The following is an 18347-nucleotide window of genomic DNA, read 5'->3' on the forward strand; positions in this document are numbered from 1 at the left end:
TACGCCACCGGGCCCATTGCACAGGACGCTCAGTTACTCATCCAGAAAGCCGAGCTTTAGCCGGTTGCGGTCCGAACTCTCGAACCTGACGGCCAGGGCATGCCGGTTGCCTTCGTTGTCGGTCAGCACCACCCGCATCGGCGATCTTTTCAGTGATGTCAGCCCGGATTTCGCGCTCTGCAGTACATCATCCCGGCGAAACAAACCGATCAGAAAACGGCCTTCGGCCAACGGTTGTTCCAGATCCGTCTTGAGCAGGAACGACGGTGCCATCCCGGCCTGGGTGGTGAGCGTGAAGTCGTACTTCATCAGGTTCTGATCGCCGGGCAGAAGCAGATTGTTATAGGCAAAGCCGGTGTAACTGAACATTCGTTCGTTCTCGAACGTGCTTTCCCACTGGACGATTGAATTCAAGCCTGCAACATCGGCAGTTTCAAAGGTTACGCCGACCGTTCCGCCACGCTTATACGACAAGTCCCAATAATCGGTGGTGTTCAGGTGCCAGTCGAAGTCATCGTTGGTGTCCGGCCCGCCGGGCCCGGAGCCTCCCGCAACCCGTCGGCGGCTCAGGGTGTAATCCTCGAGGACCGGTGTCGGGGCGGGTTCCGGCACCAGTTCGATAATGCCGTCCTCGGCCCCGGGGTGAACATCCGAGCGCTTGGGAACGCCATCGGCCCGTGTAAACTGCGCATAGAATTTTTCGGGTTGAGACGCTCGCGTCACCACAAACAGGTTGACCCTGTTCGGCAGCTCGGCACGTGCCTCCTCATCCGGTTCAGCCTGCGCCGCCACCCCCGGAAAAGGCTTGAAGCGGTTTTCCTCGCGCGTTTGCGCCCATCGCACCAATCCCCCCGGGTCGTACTCGATGCCTAGCTGGAGCGCCGGCACAGCCTCCACTTCCTGGTTGGACCCGACATAGACCAGCTTCAGCGAATTTTCCTCATCCTTTGTCAGGCGCGCGCCATCGGTTTCGATCCGTGCTTCCAGCGGCAGTTGCTGATAGCCGTTGGCGAATGCCTTGGTTGAACGCAGGGCAGACAATGAGAAACGGGTCAGTTCAGTCCAGCTCGCCTCCACATCGATATTCGAGAGCCGGACCACGCTGAAGCCGGTTTTGACCAGATAAGTACCCCACCAGATTTCGCACTTCACCGCACTGAACGCTCGGATGGGATTTGCCGGCGCGGTAAATACGCCGTCTACGACGCTTCCCTCACCCAGTACCTGCCAGCGGCGCTCAAACTCGACCGGGACATCATCGCTGAGGTCCTTCAGTGTGACCGTCGCGGAACGGGCCAGGGAGCTGACAAAGGGAGGATCGATGGCCAGGGTCGCGTCAAACTTCGACAGCATCACGCAGGCCTGAACGGTTTCGCCGGTCTGATCCCGTACTTCAATTGTCTGCAGCACAAAATTGTCCGGAAACGGAGCCTCTTTCGCCGGCGGCGTGTAGACCGCCGTATTGCCAGTGGCCACCAGGCTTCCGTACTCCGGGGTGCTCCAGGTCAATGTGCTGCCACTGAGGGCCGTCGCCACGAACGTGACCTTGTCATCGTCCCCCAAATGGCGGGACACATACCCGGGTGAGACGGTCATGGCTTCGGGAGTGACCAGCAGCAAGGCCGACACCCGATGTGTCTGGTTGTTGACCGGGTCGACGTAGCTGGCGGTGACAATATTGCGCACCGAGTCCTTGCCGATCGCCTGCGCAGAGACCGGGCGATACAAACCACTGCCCGGGTCGATCTGGCCGGATGAGCCGTTGGTATTCAGGCTGCTGACGCTCCAGGTTACTCCCGTGACAGGCATGCCATCGCGCAAAGCCCTGTACTGCAAAGGTTCAGCGCCGGCCTTGAGGCTGTGAATCCACGGTTCAATCGTGATCGTCGTACGTGAAGGATCCAGGCTGCCGAAACTCACCATGTCATAGGGAACGTGGCGCGAATGCTCGACAAACACGTTTTTCTCGCCCGGAAACAACAGGCTGCGGATCAGCTCCAGTTTTTCGTCATCGGAACGCGACACATATTCCCTGGCCAGGACCAGGGTGGCCGAATATTTTTTGACACCATTTTCCTCGTCATCCGGGATCAGGTACGGGAAGTAATCCTTGGACGGGATGTCTCCCCCCAAAGGGCTGCCCCTGAGCTGCACCAGTACCACCACGGCACCGTCTGCCGAGTTCGCAGCACCGGCCAGCTCGGCGCCGGGGGCTCGTTGGGTCAGCACAATAAAATTGGTGGGCGTCAGATCGCTGCCGCCCTTGAGGTCCAGAATCCCCAGCTCGTACACCTGCCGCTCAAGCGGCAGTTCCTGGAAGCACTGATTGAAAAACTCACCGAGTTTTTTCTGGCTCGCCGCCGGCCCGGCCAGGTTGCACATGAACTGTGTGCCCTTGGACAGGTCCAGGGTGACCCGCCCCAGGCGATCGACGACCCCGACCACCAGCGACAAATCCAGCACCACCTTCAGCGTGTAACCCTGCGCTTCGGTGATGGTGTAGCTGTACAGCACACCTGCGTCTATTTCGTTGGCGGTAAACGTGCCGCCCAGAATGCTCAGGGTCAACACCGCCCGCGAGTTGTCCAGGGCTGCCGGTTCAAACGACAACAGAGGCTTGCCCAGCAACACATCTTTTAAAACGCCGAATTCAGTGCGCGACTCGTTCAAGTCCATCTGACCGGAAAACACTGGCAGATACTGTGTGCCGTCATATATCTCGATCCATTGTTGTTGCAGGACCCGATTCAACCGTTCGCGGTCAAAGGCACACACGGCACCCCATTTTTCAGTAATGGAGCCCGACTTCATTTTTTCCAGAATACTGGCAAGGGAATTACTGGCCATTGGCTTTCTCCTAGGCGACAGTCAGGGAACGCACCGACGTTTCTGCACCCGGCAGCCAAACGTCGGCACGGTTTTTTAAAGGGGCAACACCTTGGGTTAAAGCTGGAACTCGCCTGGGGTTTCTTCAAAAAAACCTTGAGGCTCCTCGGGCTGTGGCTTGGGCGGTAACGCAATGAGCGGCAGCGGTTGAATGTAAAAGGCGTCGCCCAAAAAATATGGGTCCCTTTCAGGTATATCTATCTCGCCCTTGATCGTGATGATCACGAATTGGTATTGGCTGTTCGGGTCAGGGGTATAGAGACCTTGCTGATCAATCGATCCCGCACCCGTTGCGGGAATACAACCCCACTTCTCAGTCCCCGGTGGTAAATCCTGCCCATTGGAGGTGGCCGAGAACTGTGCCTTGTCACCCACCATAACGACCTCCATTGCCACGGTCTGTTTGCCATGAGTGACTACCACCAGTGAGTTCTGGGTCTGGGAGGTGCCGGTGTTGGTGACGATGACTTCATCAATGGTGAAGGTCTTTTTAATCGTCCCGACCTCCTGTCTCAGGGGGGCGCTGTAGACATTGCTGCGATCCGGACTCGCTTCAGGCGGAACGCTGCCATCGCCTTTCACCGACCAGCGCAAGCCACCACTCAGGGCATTGGCGGTCAATTTCCGGGTCTGCACCGGACTGCCCTCGGTTGAGGCCGGGCACGTCTGAACCAGAGGATTAAGGGTAATGGCCCGGGCGGCGACCGTGACCAGGGCTCTGCTGACATGCTCGCCGCTGGTGGCCGTGACCTTGACCCGTTTATAGGTACCCGGAATCTCACTCAGGCCCGGCGCGGTATATCGGCCGCTGGCGTCAATGGTACCGGCACCGGCACTGGAACCGTCGAGGTTAGCCACGCTCCAGGTGATCGAGGACTGTGCCGGGTTCACCGTAAAACTGTAACTTTCGCCATACCCCATCAGGTGCTCCATGGGCGAAATGGCAAACGTGGTGAGCCTGGGGCTGATCGAGCCAAAACTGACCAGGTCGCCGGGCGTGTCCACGCTCTTCAATTGCACCGCATCGGTGCTGTTGAACAACAGGCTGTTCAACACAAAGGCATCGATGGACTGGAGATGGCCGAAAAAAGATTCGGCGGTCTTGCGGGCTTCTTCCTTGACTAATCTTGTAAATTCCGAAAGCAACAACAGCCTGTATAGCCATTCCTGACCTTCAATATCCGGACTTGAAAGTAACATCGGAGCTTTCAGGTCTTGCAGTTCATATACAATTTTTCGCTGCTCCAGATCGACGGTGAACGCACAGTCCGCATTCAGCGCCAAGGACACTTTTGCGTTAAGCGCACGACCGTCAATTGTGCAATCGACAGGGTGAGACGGGATGCTAGAACCCATGCCCACTCGAAAACGGCCATTCCCGACATGACTCACGGTCAAGCGCTCATCTTCATCAATATAAATAGGGATGCGAATTTCACCGAGGCTAATGCGAACGCCCTCACCTATCGGGATGACATGCTCTTGAGGGGGCAGCCTGAAATACCCCGAGGTGCCACTTTTCACTTTAATGACTTCGACAAATCCCTCTACGTTTTTGACCGTATCGAACCTCGGTTCACTCGCACCAAACGCCAGCGCCGTCCCTTGGCCGATAATATTCAGCATCAGTTGCTCATGACTGAACATCAGGGATGAGTTGATCCCGGGCATATCGTTGGGGATCGGATACAACCAGTCTGCACCGGGCAACCCGCCTTCCAGTTCGTCTTTCATGGCAATCCGCAGTTCAACCGCACCGCTGCCAAAGTTGGCCGCAGAGATATTCTGCGCACCCTCCTCCATCACCGTGCGGATCTTGAACACCGCCGGTTTCAAGAACTCCTGCTCGGTGTAGGCCAGCGTGCCCAGCTTGAACGATCTGCGCTTGGGTTCGGCTTCGCGGAACTTGCGTTTGAAAAACGCACCGGCCACGCGCCGTTCATGCTCGATCCTCGACCCGCTGACTTCCCAGATGTACTTCTGGACGTCCGGGTCACCCAGGTCCAGGGTCACGCTGCCGGCACCGTTCACTTCACCCTTGACGTCCTTCAACGCCACCCGGTTGGCCTGGAGTTCCGGATGATCGAGCGGATCGAATGAACTGATCATGGTCACTTCCGGCGTGCCCCCCGCATCATTGAGGTACACCTGGGTGCCACCGACCACGGCCATGCTCATGTTGACTTCAGCGGACGTATCATCGTTGGAGTTATTTTCAAAGCTTAACCGCGGGACATCGGTGACGTAATCCAGCTGCCAATGCCAAGTGGTTTCCCCGGTGGCGTAAGGTTCATCGATCGGTGGCAAATAAGAGTCGTTGTCGAACTTCTCGATGTACTCCTGCATCAGCAGCTGATTGCACTTGTCGCGGTCATAGGCCACGAACGCACTCCACTTGTTCGTGCGTGGCGACAATGCCATCCAGTTCAGATATTCACGTTGGGTAACTCGCTTCGCAGGCATGTCATTGCCCCTCATCGTATGAAATGACGTCGTAAGCCGAACACCGTGTGCCCGGACACCTCTTGATCCCTCAGCCTCATGCTTCCAGTGTGAAACGCGCTTCGCGGTAGTTGGTTTCAGCCCCTGGCTCATAGATCACGCTGACCTGCACCGTGACCGGCCCCGTTTGAAACTGCCGCAGGATGGCCGCGCTGACATGGGTCGACACTTGCTTGTTGGCGACATCGGCGGCGGTGACGCGGTAGTCGTTAAACAGGGGCAATGTCAGGGGCTGGTTGTTGATGTCCTTGCCGGTCATCATTGCGTTGACCGTGTGCCCTTCACGCATATAGACCCAGGCCCTGAGGGAGAACAGCTCACCTTCAGCAGGGATCTTGCTCAGCAGGATCCGGCCGTTGGTCTGTTGCGCCTGCCTGGACTGAATGCTCAGGTAGTAATCCAGCGCTATGGCCAGCACCCTCAGCCCGTACACCGGTGACTTGATTGCCACGCTCTCTCCCGCCGGGGTCACGCAGTAGTACACCTGCACGGTTTTTCCGAGGTTGGCCGGGATGAACTGCGGCGCGATATTGAATGTCTTGCTGTCCGGCGCCGTCGGCGTATCAACCCGTGCATAACCCGTGGTGCCATACCCGGCCCAGAACACTTCGACCTTGTCGTTGGCTCCGTAACGGGAATCGATGCGCACATCGACCCCCGTGACACTGAGGTTCAGCACCTCCAGTTCGCCTTCGCCTTCCACCGGCTCTTGCCCCGGACGCGCACCCGCCACGATGGGCATCTCCAGTTCAAGGGGCTCGCGGATGGTCACCGCGTGTTCGAGTGAAGAACCTGCACTGCCGATCCAGGCAAACTGATACTGCAAGCTGATGACCTGACCGTTATTGGCGAGCAGCCATTGCGGGTCAATCCGGCTGTCAATAAAGCCCTTGTCGAGGGTCGAGGCATCAACCCTTATCGGCAGCACCAGCGGCTCGACGGCCGAGGCATCGGAGTGAACGTGGCACAGCACGTCATCACCCATGCTCATGCCGGGGTAACCTTCGATGCGCACCGGCAAGCCCTCGGGGAAGTGCACCGGATTAATCGGCCCACCGCCATGGCCGACAATCGTCAATGCCGGCAGCAACGCCGTGGGCGGCGGCAGCAATTGCAGGGTCTGGGAAGCAGATACGGTCTTTTCCAGCGAGGTGTCGGCGTACTGGATGCCGTAGCTGATCTCGACCCGCCCCCCGTCGACACGCAGCAGATCCGAACGCGTGAGCGGCAAGGCCAGCGGCTTGCCGACGTGCACGGCCTTCACCGATGTGTCCTTGGCAATCGGCGGCAGGAGCTCCCTGCCGTCGGCATTGAAGCGCCGGCAGTGCAAGGTCACCACATCGCCTGCCGCCATCGCCTGGTAAGGCACCAGCATGACAGTAGGCTGGGCCCGCGAGCCGGTGTTCAAGTCATAGTGCAGGTCATGGGATTCCTTGATCTGCAACACTGGCAAATCCGCACTGATCCTTGGCCGCTTGCCGACATAGAAAAACAGCCGCCGTGACTCGTCGCCGTAATCCGGCTCAGCGGCTTTTTTGACGCTGTACGAATAAAACACCCAGCCCTGATCCAGATCGGTCAGCGTTTTGTTTTCGATCTGGGCCAACACCCCCTCAGGGGTCAAATCGACCACTTTTACTTCAATCGGCGCAATCAGTTCATCCACCACCGCGCCATCGTGGGCACAGCCGCGCCAATTCAAATTAATCAAATCGCCTTCACCGGTTTCAATGCCCGGATAACAAATATAAGTCTGGAGTGCTGAATGCCCCAACTTCACCAGATCAATTGCATTGTCAGCCTCTAATGCGGGAATTGTCGGGACAGGATTCAATTCAATCATGAGGAAGGTTCTCTGCATTCAAATAGTCGCCTCCGGCGTAATAAACGAGGCGCGTTCAGTGAGCACAATTTTTACCCCTCAAGTCCGCACTTGGGTACTAGCAGAACTGCTAGGTTTGCGTCGCTGAAAAGGCTGTTAGTGTTTATTCCCATGCCGCCATGCGGCCCCTGTACCTGTCCCCGTAAACATTCAGGAGTTTACTATGAATCTCTCAAGCACTCTGTCTGCCAGTCTTTTAATCAGCCTGGGTATTACCCTGACGGTGGAAGCCGCAGGCAGTATTTACGTCAGGGAAAAAGACGTCAGCGTGGAATGTGCGATTCCGGCCACCGTGGGCGATCATGTAGTGAGCAACTACGGCTGCACCAATGACCAGGCCTATACCACGCGCCTGTTGAATGTGGACTCTGCCCTGAGCATTACGTACTTCGATGATAAAAGTTCAAGTGGCTGTTTAGATAACCAAGGCTGGGAAATTGAAATACTGACCATTAAACAACCCACGACGACACCGCCCCTGGAATACTTGAATATTGAAGCGCTGGCCGGCGTGCCCAATGGCGAAATTGTTGTGCCGGGGGTTCGCAAAGTCCGATTCCTTTCAGGCGGCACTATTCACGGGCATCTTTCGTGCATTCGAATAGAGCGCAAGTAAGTACCTGTAATTTAACGGCGACTGTGTTTAAAGTAATCGAGGTTTGCCCCTATGACTGCCGCGACGGCTGTTCACTCCAACGCGTTCAATTTTCTGAGTTTTGTGCAAACGGGCGTCGATCCGCGCACCGGGTTATATACCGTCAGCGTGTCGTTGCCCGAAGTCAAAACCAACGACCTTAGCGGCCCGGCCGTCCCGCTGACACTCACCTTCAACCCGCTCAATACCCTCGACAGCGGTTTTGGCCTGGGCTGGAACCTGGCCTTGACCCAATACACGCCGAGCAATCAGGTGCTATCGGTGCATTCGGGGGAAAGTTTCAAGGTCACTTCACGCGCCCCGGGCAACCCTGCACGCATGCTGATGAAAGAGCAAAAGATCGAAAACTTTCAGCTCTACGACATCAGTGGCGACCCCCGGGGCGACTTCAAGGTGGTGCACAAATCCGGCCTGGTAGAAATCCTCAAGCTCATGGGCCCCACTCCGCAAATTGCCATGCCGGTTCATCAGTATTCACCCCAGGGGCACGGCGTGACCTTGAGCTACGGCGAGGGCAACTTGCCACGGATGCTACGCACCGTCAGAGACGATCAGCGCCAGCTACTGGCGGTGATCCGCAATACGACGGCAAAAACCGTTGAGTTCCACCTCCCGGCGGTCGGCGGAGAACCCTCGGAACGCGTGCTGATGCACCTGGAAGGTGACCGGGTCAGCAGAATCACCTTGCCCACCAACAACGATGCCGGCTGGCGCTTCGACTACGAACCCGTACGCGAGCTGCTGTGCATCAAGGATGTGTGGACCCCCATGGGCGGCCGTGAAACCCTGCAATATGGCGATGCAGGCCATGCGTTCCCCGGCGACGGCGGACAACAGAACGTGGCCCGGGTCACCCGCCACGTCACCGACCCCGGCGCCGGCCAGCCTGTCGCCACGGTGGACTACACCTACAGCAGCAACAATTTCCTCGGTTACAACTCACCGATCGACTGGACCGACGATGGCCTCGACAACCTGTACAAGGTCATCGGCGACTACACCTATGAAGTCACTGAACGCCTGATGGTCAATCAGCTCGCGGTGCGCACCACGACCCATACCTTCAACCGCTTCCATTTGCAGACCTCGCTCCTCACGACCCAGGGCAACCACCGAAAAACCGTCACCACCACCTATTACGCCAACGACACAGACACCTTTGACAATCAGGTGCGCCAATGTCAGTTACCCAAACGGGTCGCCACCCTGTGGGACCTCACCGATGATCCGCGAACCTGGCGGCATGACAAAGAGCTGAACGAGTACGACATTCACGGTAACCAGACCCTCAAGGTGCAAGCCAACGGCATTCGTGAAGTCTCCAGCTGGTACCCGGCCGACGGTCTGCCTGGTGACTGTCCGCCCGATCCGTACGGGTTTGTGCGGCACCTGCAGAGCCGCACGGTGTTCCCCGCCAGCGACGCGACGCTGATCCCTGAACTGCAAGACGGTGCGCCAATCTTGCAGACCCTCTACCGTTACATCTCGCAACCGGCCATCGCGGCCAGTGCCAGCCAGACACCGTGGGTGGCACTGGCCGAAGAGCAGTTGCAGGAACTCGACAGCGCGCAAGCACGCCTGCTGCAACGTTGCGCCTATCGCTACTTCAACACCCCCGCCGATCCGCTGAGCCACGGCAGGCGTCAACAGCAAGCCCTGACCTTCGCCGATAACCCTGACCACACACTGGTCACGGACTATCGCTACAGCAAAAAAAAACCGACCCATGCCACTGTCGACGGTGAGACGGTGCTGGTCACCGAGCAGACCCTGAGCAGCCTTTTCGATAACGTCAGTAAACACACCACCGAGGAGCGTTCGTTGCTCAACGGCGAACCCCTGCTCCTGAGCGACCAGGATGAGCAATTGCGCTTCACCTACGATGCATTGGGCCGGGTGCTCACCGAGACGGAAGCCCCCGACACCGAGTACGCCGCCACCCGCACCTTTCGTTATCGCCTGATCCGCCCGGCGGGCCGCGGTGAGACACCGGTGACCGATCTCCCCGGCCAGGAGCTGAAGGACGTCAAGGGTGTCAGGACGCAAACCTGGTTCGACGGCCTCAGCCGCGCCGTGCGCGAAGCCCTGCAAGACCACGACAATGCCGATGGCAACCCGCCGGTCTACCGGGACATCTACACCGCGCAATACGATGCCCTCGGGCAATTGAGCGAAGAAACCGAGATCGACTGGCTGGAAAAAACCGACCTGCGCCTGACCCGCCGCTTCAGCTACGACCTGTGGGGGCAGCAGGCCAGCGTGACCGGAGCTGATGGCATTACCCGCCATAGCCACAACAACCCGCTGACCTTTATCCACGAACAATGGACCGAGGGCATGGGCAAGACCATTACCCTGAACAATCGTTTTGACAAACCACTGAGTACCGAACAACAGGACCTGGCCGGGAACCGCCTCAGCCTGCAGCGGTACCGTTACGACGGGCTGGGCAATTGCACGGAAGAGATCGACCCGCTCGGCCGGGTCAGCCGCCATCGCTACGACAGCTGGGGGCGTCTGCTCAGCAGCACGCTGCCCGACCTGACCGTTATCAACCATACCTACGCGCCCCACAGCACTGCCGCGCTGGCCACCTCGCTGGCGGTCAAACCCGGCAACAAGCTGCGCCCGGCCGTCACGGTGGGCGAGCAGCGCTTCGACGGCCTCTCCCGTCTGACCCGGCTCACCGTCGGGGATCGCGTGGAGCAACTGGAGTATGAAGGCGCACGCCTGCAACCCAGCCGACGGCAAACACCGAGCGGCAAACAGCTCACCTACCAATACCGGCACGGCCTGACCACCGAACCCACCGTGATCGAAGCACCGGATGAGAACGCCACGTTCAACTATGACCCGGCCAACGGCAATCTCGACCGGTCGAGCAATACTCAGGGCAGTTATGCGTTCACCTACAGTGCAACCGGCCATCTGACTGATGAAACCTGGACCGAGCCGGGCAAGACGACGTGGCACACCCGCTACATCAGTTCATTGAAGGGCCGGCAATTGTCCTGCACCGACATCGCCGGGCAGACCACCGTTGCCGAATACGACGTCAGCGCAAACACTGGGCGGCTGTTGCGCATTAACCAAGGCCAACTGCAAGGGGACTTTGAGTACGACACCTGCGGGCGCCTGCATCGCACCACCCGCACCGACCTGGGCACTGGCAATACCCTGACCACGGCACTGGACTTCGATGATATCGGTCGCGAAACCCGGCGCACGCTGACCCTGAGCGACCGTCAGGGCCAACCGCTGCAACCCGAACAGCAGATAGACCTGACGTACCTGGCCGACGGCAACCTGGCCACCTGTCATCGGCAGATCGCGGGCCAGACGGTGCTGCTGGAAACCTACCATTACGACCTGCGCGGGCGGCTCGAACTGTATGAATGCGCCGGCACCGAATTGCCCGAAGACCGTTTCGCCAATGCCATCGTCAGGCAGTTCTACGAATTCGATGCGCTGGACAACATCATCTACACCCGTACCGATTTCGCCGACGGCAGCCAGGACATCGCCGAGTTCGGTTTTGCCAGCGCAGATCCCTGCCAACTGGTGAGCGCCAGCCACAGCCATCCCAGCTATCAGGCCTTGCGCAGCGACTACGCCTACGATGCCGACGGCAACCTGGCGCTTGACGAGCTTGGCCAGCAATTGAACTACGACAGCCAGGGCCGTCTGCTGGCGGTGAAAACCGCCGCCGGTCAAGCGCTCAGCACCTACCGTTATGACGCGCACAACCATCTGTTGGGGGTCACCGCGCTAGGCAGCGCTGAAGCCTTGCGCTTCTATCAGGCAGACAACGTCAGCCACACCGTGCAAGACGGCCACCACACGCAGTGGCTCTACCACGGTACCCAGCCACTGGGGCAACAGACCCCCGGCGACCCCTCTAAAACCCTGTTGTTGCTCACCGACGCCAAACACAGCGTGATCGGTGAACTCGAGGGCACCGACCTGCGCACGGCCGTCTACAGCGCCTATGGCGAACGCAGCAGCGATGAACCATTGAACAGCCTCCCAGGGTTCAACGGCGAGGTGCGCGACCCGGCCAGCGGTTGGTATTTGCTCGGTCGTGGCTACCGCGCCTACAACCCCGGACTTATGCGCTTTCACAGCCCGGACTCGCTGAGTCCCTTTGGCGCTGGCGGGATCAATTGCTACATGTATTGCACCGGCAACCCCATCGCCTTCAGCGACCCCACCGGCCGCAGTCAAATCATCAATAACCCCTGGTTCAATGCCGGCGTCGCGGCCGCGACCACGGTGTTGGGGATTGTGTTGTCGATCGTGACGTGGAATCCCGGCCCCCTGATCAGCGCGGTCATCGCCTCCGCAGCGTCAACCGCGACCACCACAGCCCTGGCTCTGGGCGCCAGTGCCAGCGTCGCGGCCATGGCCGGGGCAGTGGCTACTGCCGCAGTCACCGCTGCACCGGCAGCGATCACCTGGGGCGCAACGGCGGCAGCGATGGGCGTCGAAGGCGTCGCCATGTTCACCCGGGACCAACGCACCCGCGAGACCCTCGGCTGGATCGGCTTAGGCCTCAGTGCGATTGCATTACCGAACTTCAAGGCCTTCAAACCCCCGGCACCCAAACCAGTGATCCACTCGGCCAGCCCGGCCCCGATCCTGCGCAGCAGCGCTTCCAGCGCCAGTGTCTCAAGCGCCTCCAGCAGCGGCAGTATCCGTTCGTCATCCAGTGGCACCGATACCTCGCGCACCTTCGGTTTCCTGACAGAAAGCGATATCACCGGAGCAATGAGTGGTGTTGTGCAGAGCAATTGGCGGTTGGCGGCAGCAGCGAAATCCGGAGGTGTCCAGGCGCCACGAACTTACGGGCTCCCGGCGCACACGCCGAGCAAGTCCATGCAGGAAGGTATTTTGGCTTCACTGGGCGAGAAAGCCGTTGCCCCGCCCAGCCCGACACCCGCCCTCGAACGGTATGTGCCGGACAATACAGTCTTGAAAGGCCAGGATTATTTCCGGGGCCGGCAGAATGTGCACAAACCCAGAGTGCTGCCCGTGATTTAAGCGTGCGCTGCATGACCGATGATGATTGAAATGGCCGGGTACACCGCAAAGGTGTGCCCGGCCACTGGCTGCCTGCCCTCCCCGAACCGCATCCCCCTTGCGCCCTCGATAACTGAGAGTTCTCTCATATATCCCCCTGCCTGCCGCTTTTAACATTCCCGCGTCGAGACACCGTACCAACCCCTCAATGTCGTCGGCACTTTATCGGAGTGTCACACCGGCGCCGTCTCGACCTCGGCGTGCCGGTCAACTATTCAAGGATACGTAACATGACGAAGTCTTTACTTGCGCTGACCCTTGGGCTGGCTGCAGGCCTGGCGGGCACTTCAGCCGTTGCAGCGCCAAGCACCGGGCAAATCAACTTCACCGGCAACATCAACACCAACACCTGTCCGATTGACCCGATCGATCCCAGCACCGGTGCACCCGGGCCGATCTTTATGGGCGATGTAGCCGTTGCCGACTTCGGCGGCAACGCCGACCAGGAAGCCGGCGGGCGCGAATTTGCCCTGCGGATCAAAGACGGCGCGGCCTGCGGGTTTACCGCCGGTGAAACCGCCACCGTCCAGTTCACCAGCACTCACGGCAATGCTGGTACCGACGGCAAGTACTACGGCATCCAGACCGGCGGGGCCGAAGGTGTGGCGCTGGCGATCAAGGACAACGACAGCACCCACGTCGATCACGGCACCGACTCCAAGGCGTACCCGCTCAACGAGACCGGCGAAACCCGAATGGTGTTCAACGCCAAATACCGCTCTACCACGGCAAACGTCGTCGGCGGGCCGGTGATCGCCAACATCAACTTCGTCGTCGCCCTCCCGTAAACCCCGGCCTTTTGAGTGCGGCCACGCACTCAAAAGGCGCGCCCGGCTCTGCGCACCCGCAGGTGTCGCCCCAAGGAATGTTCATGTTCGAATCCATCAATGCGTTACGTCGCCGCACGGTGCGCATCGGCGCCGTGGGCGCGCTGTTTCTGTCCGTCTACGCACCCTTGAGCCAGGCCTCATTGACCCTGAGCAGCAGCCGTGTGGTGTTCGACGGTGACAAGCGCAGCGTGTCCCTGGTGATCGCCAACCCCAGCGATAAAGTCTACGCGGTGCAGACCTGGGTCAACACCGAGGCCGACGACACGACTACCGCCGTACCGTTCATGGCCTCGCCGCCCTTGTTCCGGGTCAATCCGGGCAAAGAACAGCAAGTCCAGATCAATGGCTTGCCCCATACGCTGCCGACCGATCGCGAGTCATTGTTTTACTTCAATGCCCAGGAAATCCCCCAGGTCGATAATCGGCAGAGCAACGTCCTGAACATAGCGATTCGCACCCGAATCAAGTTCTTCTATCGCCCCAGCCAGCTCAAGGACAAACCTCAGGCCCGGCTCAAGGACCTGCAATGGTCGATACAACGCCGTGACGGCAAGACCCATCTGGTGCTGAACAACCCGACGCCCTTTCACTACACCTTCAAGCAGCTGCAGCTCATGGTCGACGGCCAGCCACGGCGCATTGAACGGCCGGTGATGGCCGCCCCGCTGGAGCGCACCGTCTATGCGCTGGACAACCTCCCCCCAGGCCCCGGCCTGCAAGTGGTCTTCACCACGATCAACGATTACGGCGGAACCACCGCGCAGATGACCGTGCCGGTTCAGTCGGCCCCCTGATCGCCCACTCACTCCGTTTGCCAGGAACCTCACCATGATCCTTTTTTCAGGACGATGGCGCTCGCCTGCTCGCCTGCGCCTTGGCCACTGGCTGCTGATCGGCAGCGGCGGTGCTGTGTGCATCGCGCCGGTACCGGCACAGGCGAGTCCCGGCCTGGCGTTCCAGCCCGGTTTCATGCTTCAGAGTGCCGGTCAGCCAGCCGATGCCGGGCGACTGGCGCTGCAGGCGCTGGCCGATACCCCCGACCTCGGCCCCGGGCGTTATCGAGTCGAGGTCCGGGTCAACCAGGACTACCTGGGGCCACATGAAATCGAATTCATCCAGGACGATTCCACAGGGTTGACCCCGTGTTTGACGGCGACCCTGCTCGAGCAGTTCGGTGTGCGTCTCAACGCTATCGCCGAGCCCGAACAACTGAACAATCAGTGCGTCAACCTGAGTTCGCTGATCCCCGGTGCCAGCACCACCCTGAATGGCGGCGAATTGCAGCTGTCGGTCTCCATCCCGCAGATTGCCATGCACCGTGACGTGGTCGGCTATGTCGACCCGGCCCGCTGGGATCACGGGATCAACGCGGCCTTCCTCAGCTATCAGGTGTCAGCGCAACAAGGCTCCAGCCGGTATGGCGGAAAAAACGACAACCAGGATCTGTATCTGAATGCCGGGATCAATCTCGGCCCCTGGCGTTTGCGCACCAACCAGAGCGGGCGCCAGGGCACCAGAGGCGCGCGTCAATGGACCCGCGCCTACACCTATGCCCAGCGCGACTTGCCGGGGATGAACGCCAACCTGACCCTGGGCGAAGCCTTCACCGGTGGTGAAGTATTCAAAAGCCTCCCGCTCAAGGGGGCACTGGTCAGCTCGGACGCGGGGATGCTGCCCGATGCGATGCAAGGCTATGCACCGGTCATCCGCGGGGTCGCGTTGAGCTGGGCACGGCTCGAAGTGCTGCAAAACGGTTACCCGATCTACTCCACCTACGTCAGCGCCGGCCCCTATGAAATCGATGATCTGAGTACCGGCGGCGGTGGCGGTGAGCTGGAAGTAGTGCTGACCGAAGCCGACGGGCAGGTCCGCCGCTTCAGCCAGCCCTATGCCACCCTGAGCAATCTGTTGCGCGAGGGCACCTGGCGCTACAGCGCCGCCCTTGGTCGATACAACGCCGCCAGCGACACGGAAGATCCGCTTTTGTGGCAAGGCACCCTCAGCGTGGGTACCCGCTGGGGCTCGACCCTGTATGGCGGCCTGTTAAGCGCTGACTTTTATCAGGCCGTGAGCCTCGGCGTGGCCAAGGATCTGGGTGCCATCGGAGCAATGGCCCTGGACGTGACCCGCTCCGATGCCGAACTGGGCATCCCCGGCCTGGACTCGGTGCAGGGCATGAGTTACGCCATCAAATACGGCAAGACCTTCCCGACCCGTACCAGCCTGCGCTTTGCCGGGTATCGTTACTCCACCGAGGGCTACCGTGACTTCGATGAAGCGGTGCGCCAGCGCGCCCAGGACGTGCGTTTTTACGGCAGTCGCCGCAGCCGGCTCGAGGCGGCGGTCTACCAGAATATCGGCACGCGCAGTTCCCTTAATCTGACCTTTTCCCAGGAAGACTTCTGGCGCAGTGATTACGAGCGGCGCCAGTTTCAATTCAACTTCAATACCCGCTACCGGGATGTCACCTACACCCTGTTCGCCAGCCAGTCCCTGAGCACCCGCAGCGAGCGCATCGACCGCCAGTTCGGGCTGAGCATTTCGGTGCCGCTGGACTTCGCCCACAGCGCCTCGGCGACCTTCGACATGCAACACAACGGTGACTCGTTCAGTCAGCGCAGCAGCCTCAGTGGCAGCCTCGATCAGCATCGCCTGAGTTACCGCGCGGCACTGGCCAATGACAACGGAAAGCAAAAATCAGCCGAGTTCTCGGCGGGCTACCAGACCCCTTACGGCAACTTCAGCGCCGGGTTGAGCCAGGGGTCGGGCTACAGCAGCCGCTCGCTCAGCGCCAATGGCGCCGTGTTGCTGCACGCTGAGGGTATTGAGCTCGGCCCTTATCTGGGGGAAACCGCCGGCCTGGTCCATGTGCCTGACGTCAAGGGCGTCGGTGTGAGTAACGTTCCGGGGGTTCGCACCAATGCCCGCGGCTATGCCCTGATGCCCTATCTGCGCCCTTATCGGGTCAATCAGATCGAACTCGAAACCGACCAGTTGGGCCCCGAAATCGACATCGACAACGGCACCGCCCAGGTTGTGCCCCGGCGCGGCGCGGTGGTCAAAACCACGTTCAACGCACGCTCGGTGCGACGCCTGCTCATCAGTGCCCGTTTCAACGACCAGCCCTTGCCTTTCGGTGCCCAGGTGATCGACGTCGAAGGTGCACAAATCGGGGTTGTCGGCCAGGGCGGCCAGATCCTGCTCAGCACCCATGACCGTCCCCAGACACTTGACGTGCGCTGGGGGGATGAGAGCACCGAGCAATGCCGACTGCAGGTCGATCCGCACAGCATGGCCCAGAATCGGGGCTACCGCGTGCAAACCCTGGTCTGCCAGTGAAACCACCCCATCTCGTGGCGCCGACGCCCGCGGCGCGCCACTTCGTTTTTGAAGGACTACACCCATGACATCATTATTGCGACGCGGGCTCAGCTTGCTGGGCATTCTGCTCGGATGGCAACTGGCCCTGCCCGCTGTGGCGAACACCTGCAGCTGGGACAACACCCCACCGGGGCCAATGGACTTCCAGGCCGATGTTGGCAACGTCTATGTACCCCGCGACGCCGCCATCGGCAGTATCTTCGGGCCCAAAGAAAGACTGCTGTTCACCAACAGCCAGAACAGCGCAGAAATCCGCTGCAGCACCGACGGCAGCGTAGTACTGGAATTCAATGCACGGGCGACCTCGCCCATGGTCAGCGGGATCAATGCCTGTACCGACCCGACAAAGATCTTTCAAACCAACATTGATGGCGTGGGTGTCTGCATCACCCTGGAGTTTCCGTTCAACGGCACCGGGAGCACGACCTTCTACCCGGTCAACGGCGTACCCACCGTGCCATTCGACGCGGTAACGATCCGACGCATGATTAGCCCGTTCCTGCTGTGGCGCCTGCGCAACAAAGTCACGCTGGTGAAGACCGGGCCCATTGCTCCGGGAGCCCATACCCTGAACCGGCAATTATTCGACGGCTTTTTTACCGGTCTGGGCCTGGGCCTTCGCTATGGCCTGCATGGCACCATTATCCAGTCGCAATGCGCCGTGGGCGCTAACCCGGTCAGTGTCGACCCGGTGCCGCTGGGCGACTGGAACACGTCGGACTTCACCCATCCCGGTTTCACCACGGCCCCCACGCGCTTCTCGATCACCTTGTCGAGCTGCGAGGCAGATCCGACCGACACCGATCAGGCCACCGCGTACATCCGGCTCGACGGCGCCAACGGCTCGCAGCCGGTCGGTGATGGCAGCGACGGGGTATTCAGCCTGAGCAATGGCTCGGCGGCTGCCGGCATGGGGATACAAATTCTGCACGAGGACGGGGTTACCCCGGTGCCATTGGGCGCCGACGTGTCATTCGGTACGATTGAGAACAATAAAGACAAAACTCTGGGCTTCACCGCCCGGTTTTACCAGACCGCAGAACGCAGCGAGATCAACGGCGGCAACGCTGAAGGCGCCCTGGCGTTCACCCTCACCTATCAGTGAGTCATTCAAGCCCCTTGCAACAGGGGC

Annotated in this window: 9 protein-coding genes; 6 read left to right on the plus strand and 3 right to left on the minus strand. The window is 60.0% G+C overall.

The annotated features are described in order from the left end of the window. Positions 1 to 33 precede the first annotated feature (33 nt). The 3 genes from DQN55_RS12290 to DQN55_RS12300 all read right to left on the minus strand — a co-directional run bounded on the left by DQN55_RS12290 (position 34) and on the right by DQN55_RS12300 (position 7231). Positions 34 to 2847: a hypothetical protein gene (locus DQN55_RS12290; RefSeq protein WP_048382199.1), complete on the minus strand. Its 2814-nt coding sequence runs from the start codon at positions 2845 to 2847 to the stop codon at positions 34 to 36. A 96-nt stretch (positions 2848 to 2943) separates the two neighbouring features. Next, positions 2944 to 5349 carry a carboxypeptidase-like regulatory domain-containing protein gene (locus DQN55_RS12295; RefSeq protein WP_048382198.1) on the minus strand — a complete coding sequence of 802 codons (2406 nt, stop codon included), beginning with the start codon at positions 5347 to 5349 and terminating at the stop codon, positions 2944 to 2946. Between the two features lie 76 nt (positions 5350 to 5425). Continuing rightward, positions 5426 to 7231, minus strand: a complete 1806-nt coding sequence (locus tag DQN55_RS12300; RefSeq protein ID WP_053070927.1) for a hypothetical protein — start codon at positions 7229 to 7231, stop codon at positions 5426 to 5428. A 202-nt stretch (positions 7232 to 7433) separates the two neighbouring features. Here DQN55_RS12300 and DQN55_RS12305 point away from each other — a divergent pair, with 202 nt between their 5' ends. From DQN55_RS12305 to DQN55_RS12330, 6 genes are all read left to right on the plus strand, one after another. Further along, positions 7434 to 7886, plus strand: coding sequence for a hypothetical protein (locus tag DQN55_RS12305; protein WP_048382197.1), 453 nt, complete (start codon positions 7434 to 7436; stop codon positions 7884 to 7886). Between the two features lie 51 nt (positions 7887 to 7937). Further along, entirely contained in the window at positions 7938 to 12965 is a 5028-nt protein-coding gene (locus DQN55_RS12310) for an RHS repeat domain-containing protein (protein WP_053070926.1), read from the plus strand. A 269-nt stretch (positions 12966 to 13234) separates the two neighbouring features. After that, positions 13235 to 13792, plus strand: coding sequence for a fimbrial protein (locus DQN55_RS12315; RefSeq protein WP_048382196.1), 558 nt, complete (start codon positions 13235 to 13237; stop codon positions 13790 to 13792). Between the two features lie 83 nt (positions 13793 to 13875). Then, positions 13876 to 14628: a fimbrial biogenesis chaperone gene (locus tag DQN55_RS12320; protein WP_048382195.1), complete on the plus strand. Its 753-nt coding sequence runs from the start codon at positions 13876 to 13878 to the stop codon at positions 14626 to 14628. Between the two features lie 34 nt (positions 14629 to 14662). Further along, on the plus strand, positions 14663 to 17173 hold the full coding sequence (locus DQN55_RS12325; RefSeq protein ID WP_048382194.1) for a fimbria/pilus outer membrane usher protein: 2511 nt from the start codon (positions 14663 to 14665) through the stop codon (positions 17171 to 17173). Between the two features lie 64 nt (positions 17174 to 17237). Beyond that, complete coding sequence (locus DQN55_RS12330; RefSeq protein WP_053070925.1) at positions 17238 to 18320, plus strand: fimbrial protein; 1083 nt, start codon at positions 17238 to 17240, stop codon at positions 18318 to 18320. The last annotated feature ends 27 nt before the right edge of the window (positions 18321 to 18347 follow it).

Origin of the sequence: Pseudomonas taetrolens (genome assembly GCF_900475285.1) — a bacterium.
In the GTDB taxonomy this organism is placed as follows: domain Bacteria; phylum Pseudomonadota; class Gammaproteobacteria; order Pseudomonadales; family Pseudomonadaceae; genus Aquipseudomonas; species Aquipseudomonas taetrolens.

What these genes read in the sequence shown, in the direction of transcription:
- DQN55_RS12295 (WP_048382198.1), bottom strand. Translation starts at nt 5,349, where the DNA reads ATGCCTGCGAAGCGAGTTACCCAACGTGAATATCTGAACTGGATGGCA.
- DQN55_RS12310 (WP_053070926.1), top strand. Translation starts at nt 7,938, where the DNA reads ATGACTGCCGCGACGGCTGTTCACTCCAACGCGTTCAATTTTCTGAGT.
- DQN55_RS12305 (WP_048382197.1), top strand. Translation starts at nt 7,434, where the DNA reads ATGAATCTCTCAAGCACTCTGTCTGCCAGTCTTTTAATCAGCCTGGGT.
- DQN55_RS12330 (WP_053070925.1), top strand. Translation starts at nt 17,238, where the DNA reads ATGACATCATTATTGCGACGCGGGCTCAGCTTGCTGGGCATTCTGCTC.
- DQN55_RS12320 (WP_048382195.1), top strand. Translation starts at nt 13,876, where the DNA reads ATGTTCGAATCCATCAATGCGTTACGTCGCCGCACGGTGCGCATCGGC.
- DQN55_RS12315 (WP_048382196.1), top strand. Translation starts at nt 13,235, where the DNA reads ATGACGAAGTCTTTACTTGCGCTGACCCTTGGGCTGGCTGCAGGCCTG.
- DQN55_RS12290 (WP_048382199.1), bottom strand. Translation starts at nt 2,847, where the DNA reads ATGGCCAGTAATTCCCTTGCCAGTATTCTGGAAAAAATGAAGTCGGGC.
- DQN55_RS12325 (WP_048382194.1), top strand. Translation starts at nt 14,663, where the DNA reads ATGATCCTTTTTTCAGGACGATGGCGCTCGCCTGCTCGCCTGCGCCTT.
- DQN55_RS12300 (WP_053070927.1), bottom strand. Translation starts at nt 7,231, where the DNA reads ATGATTGAATTGAATCCTGTCCCGACAATTCCCGCATTAGAGGCTGAC.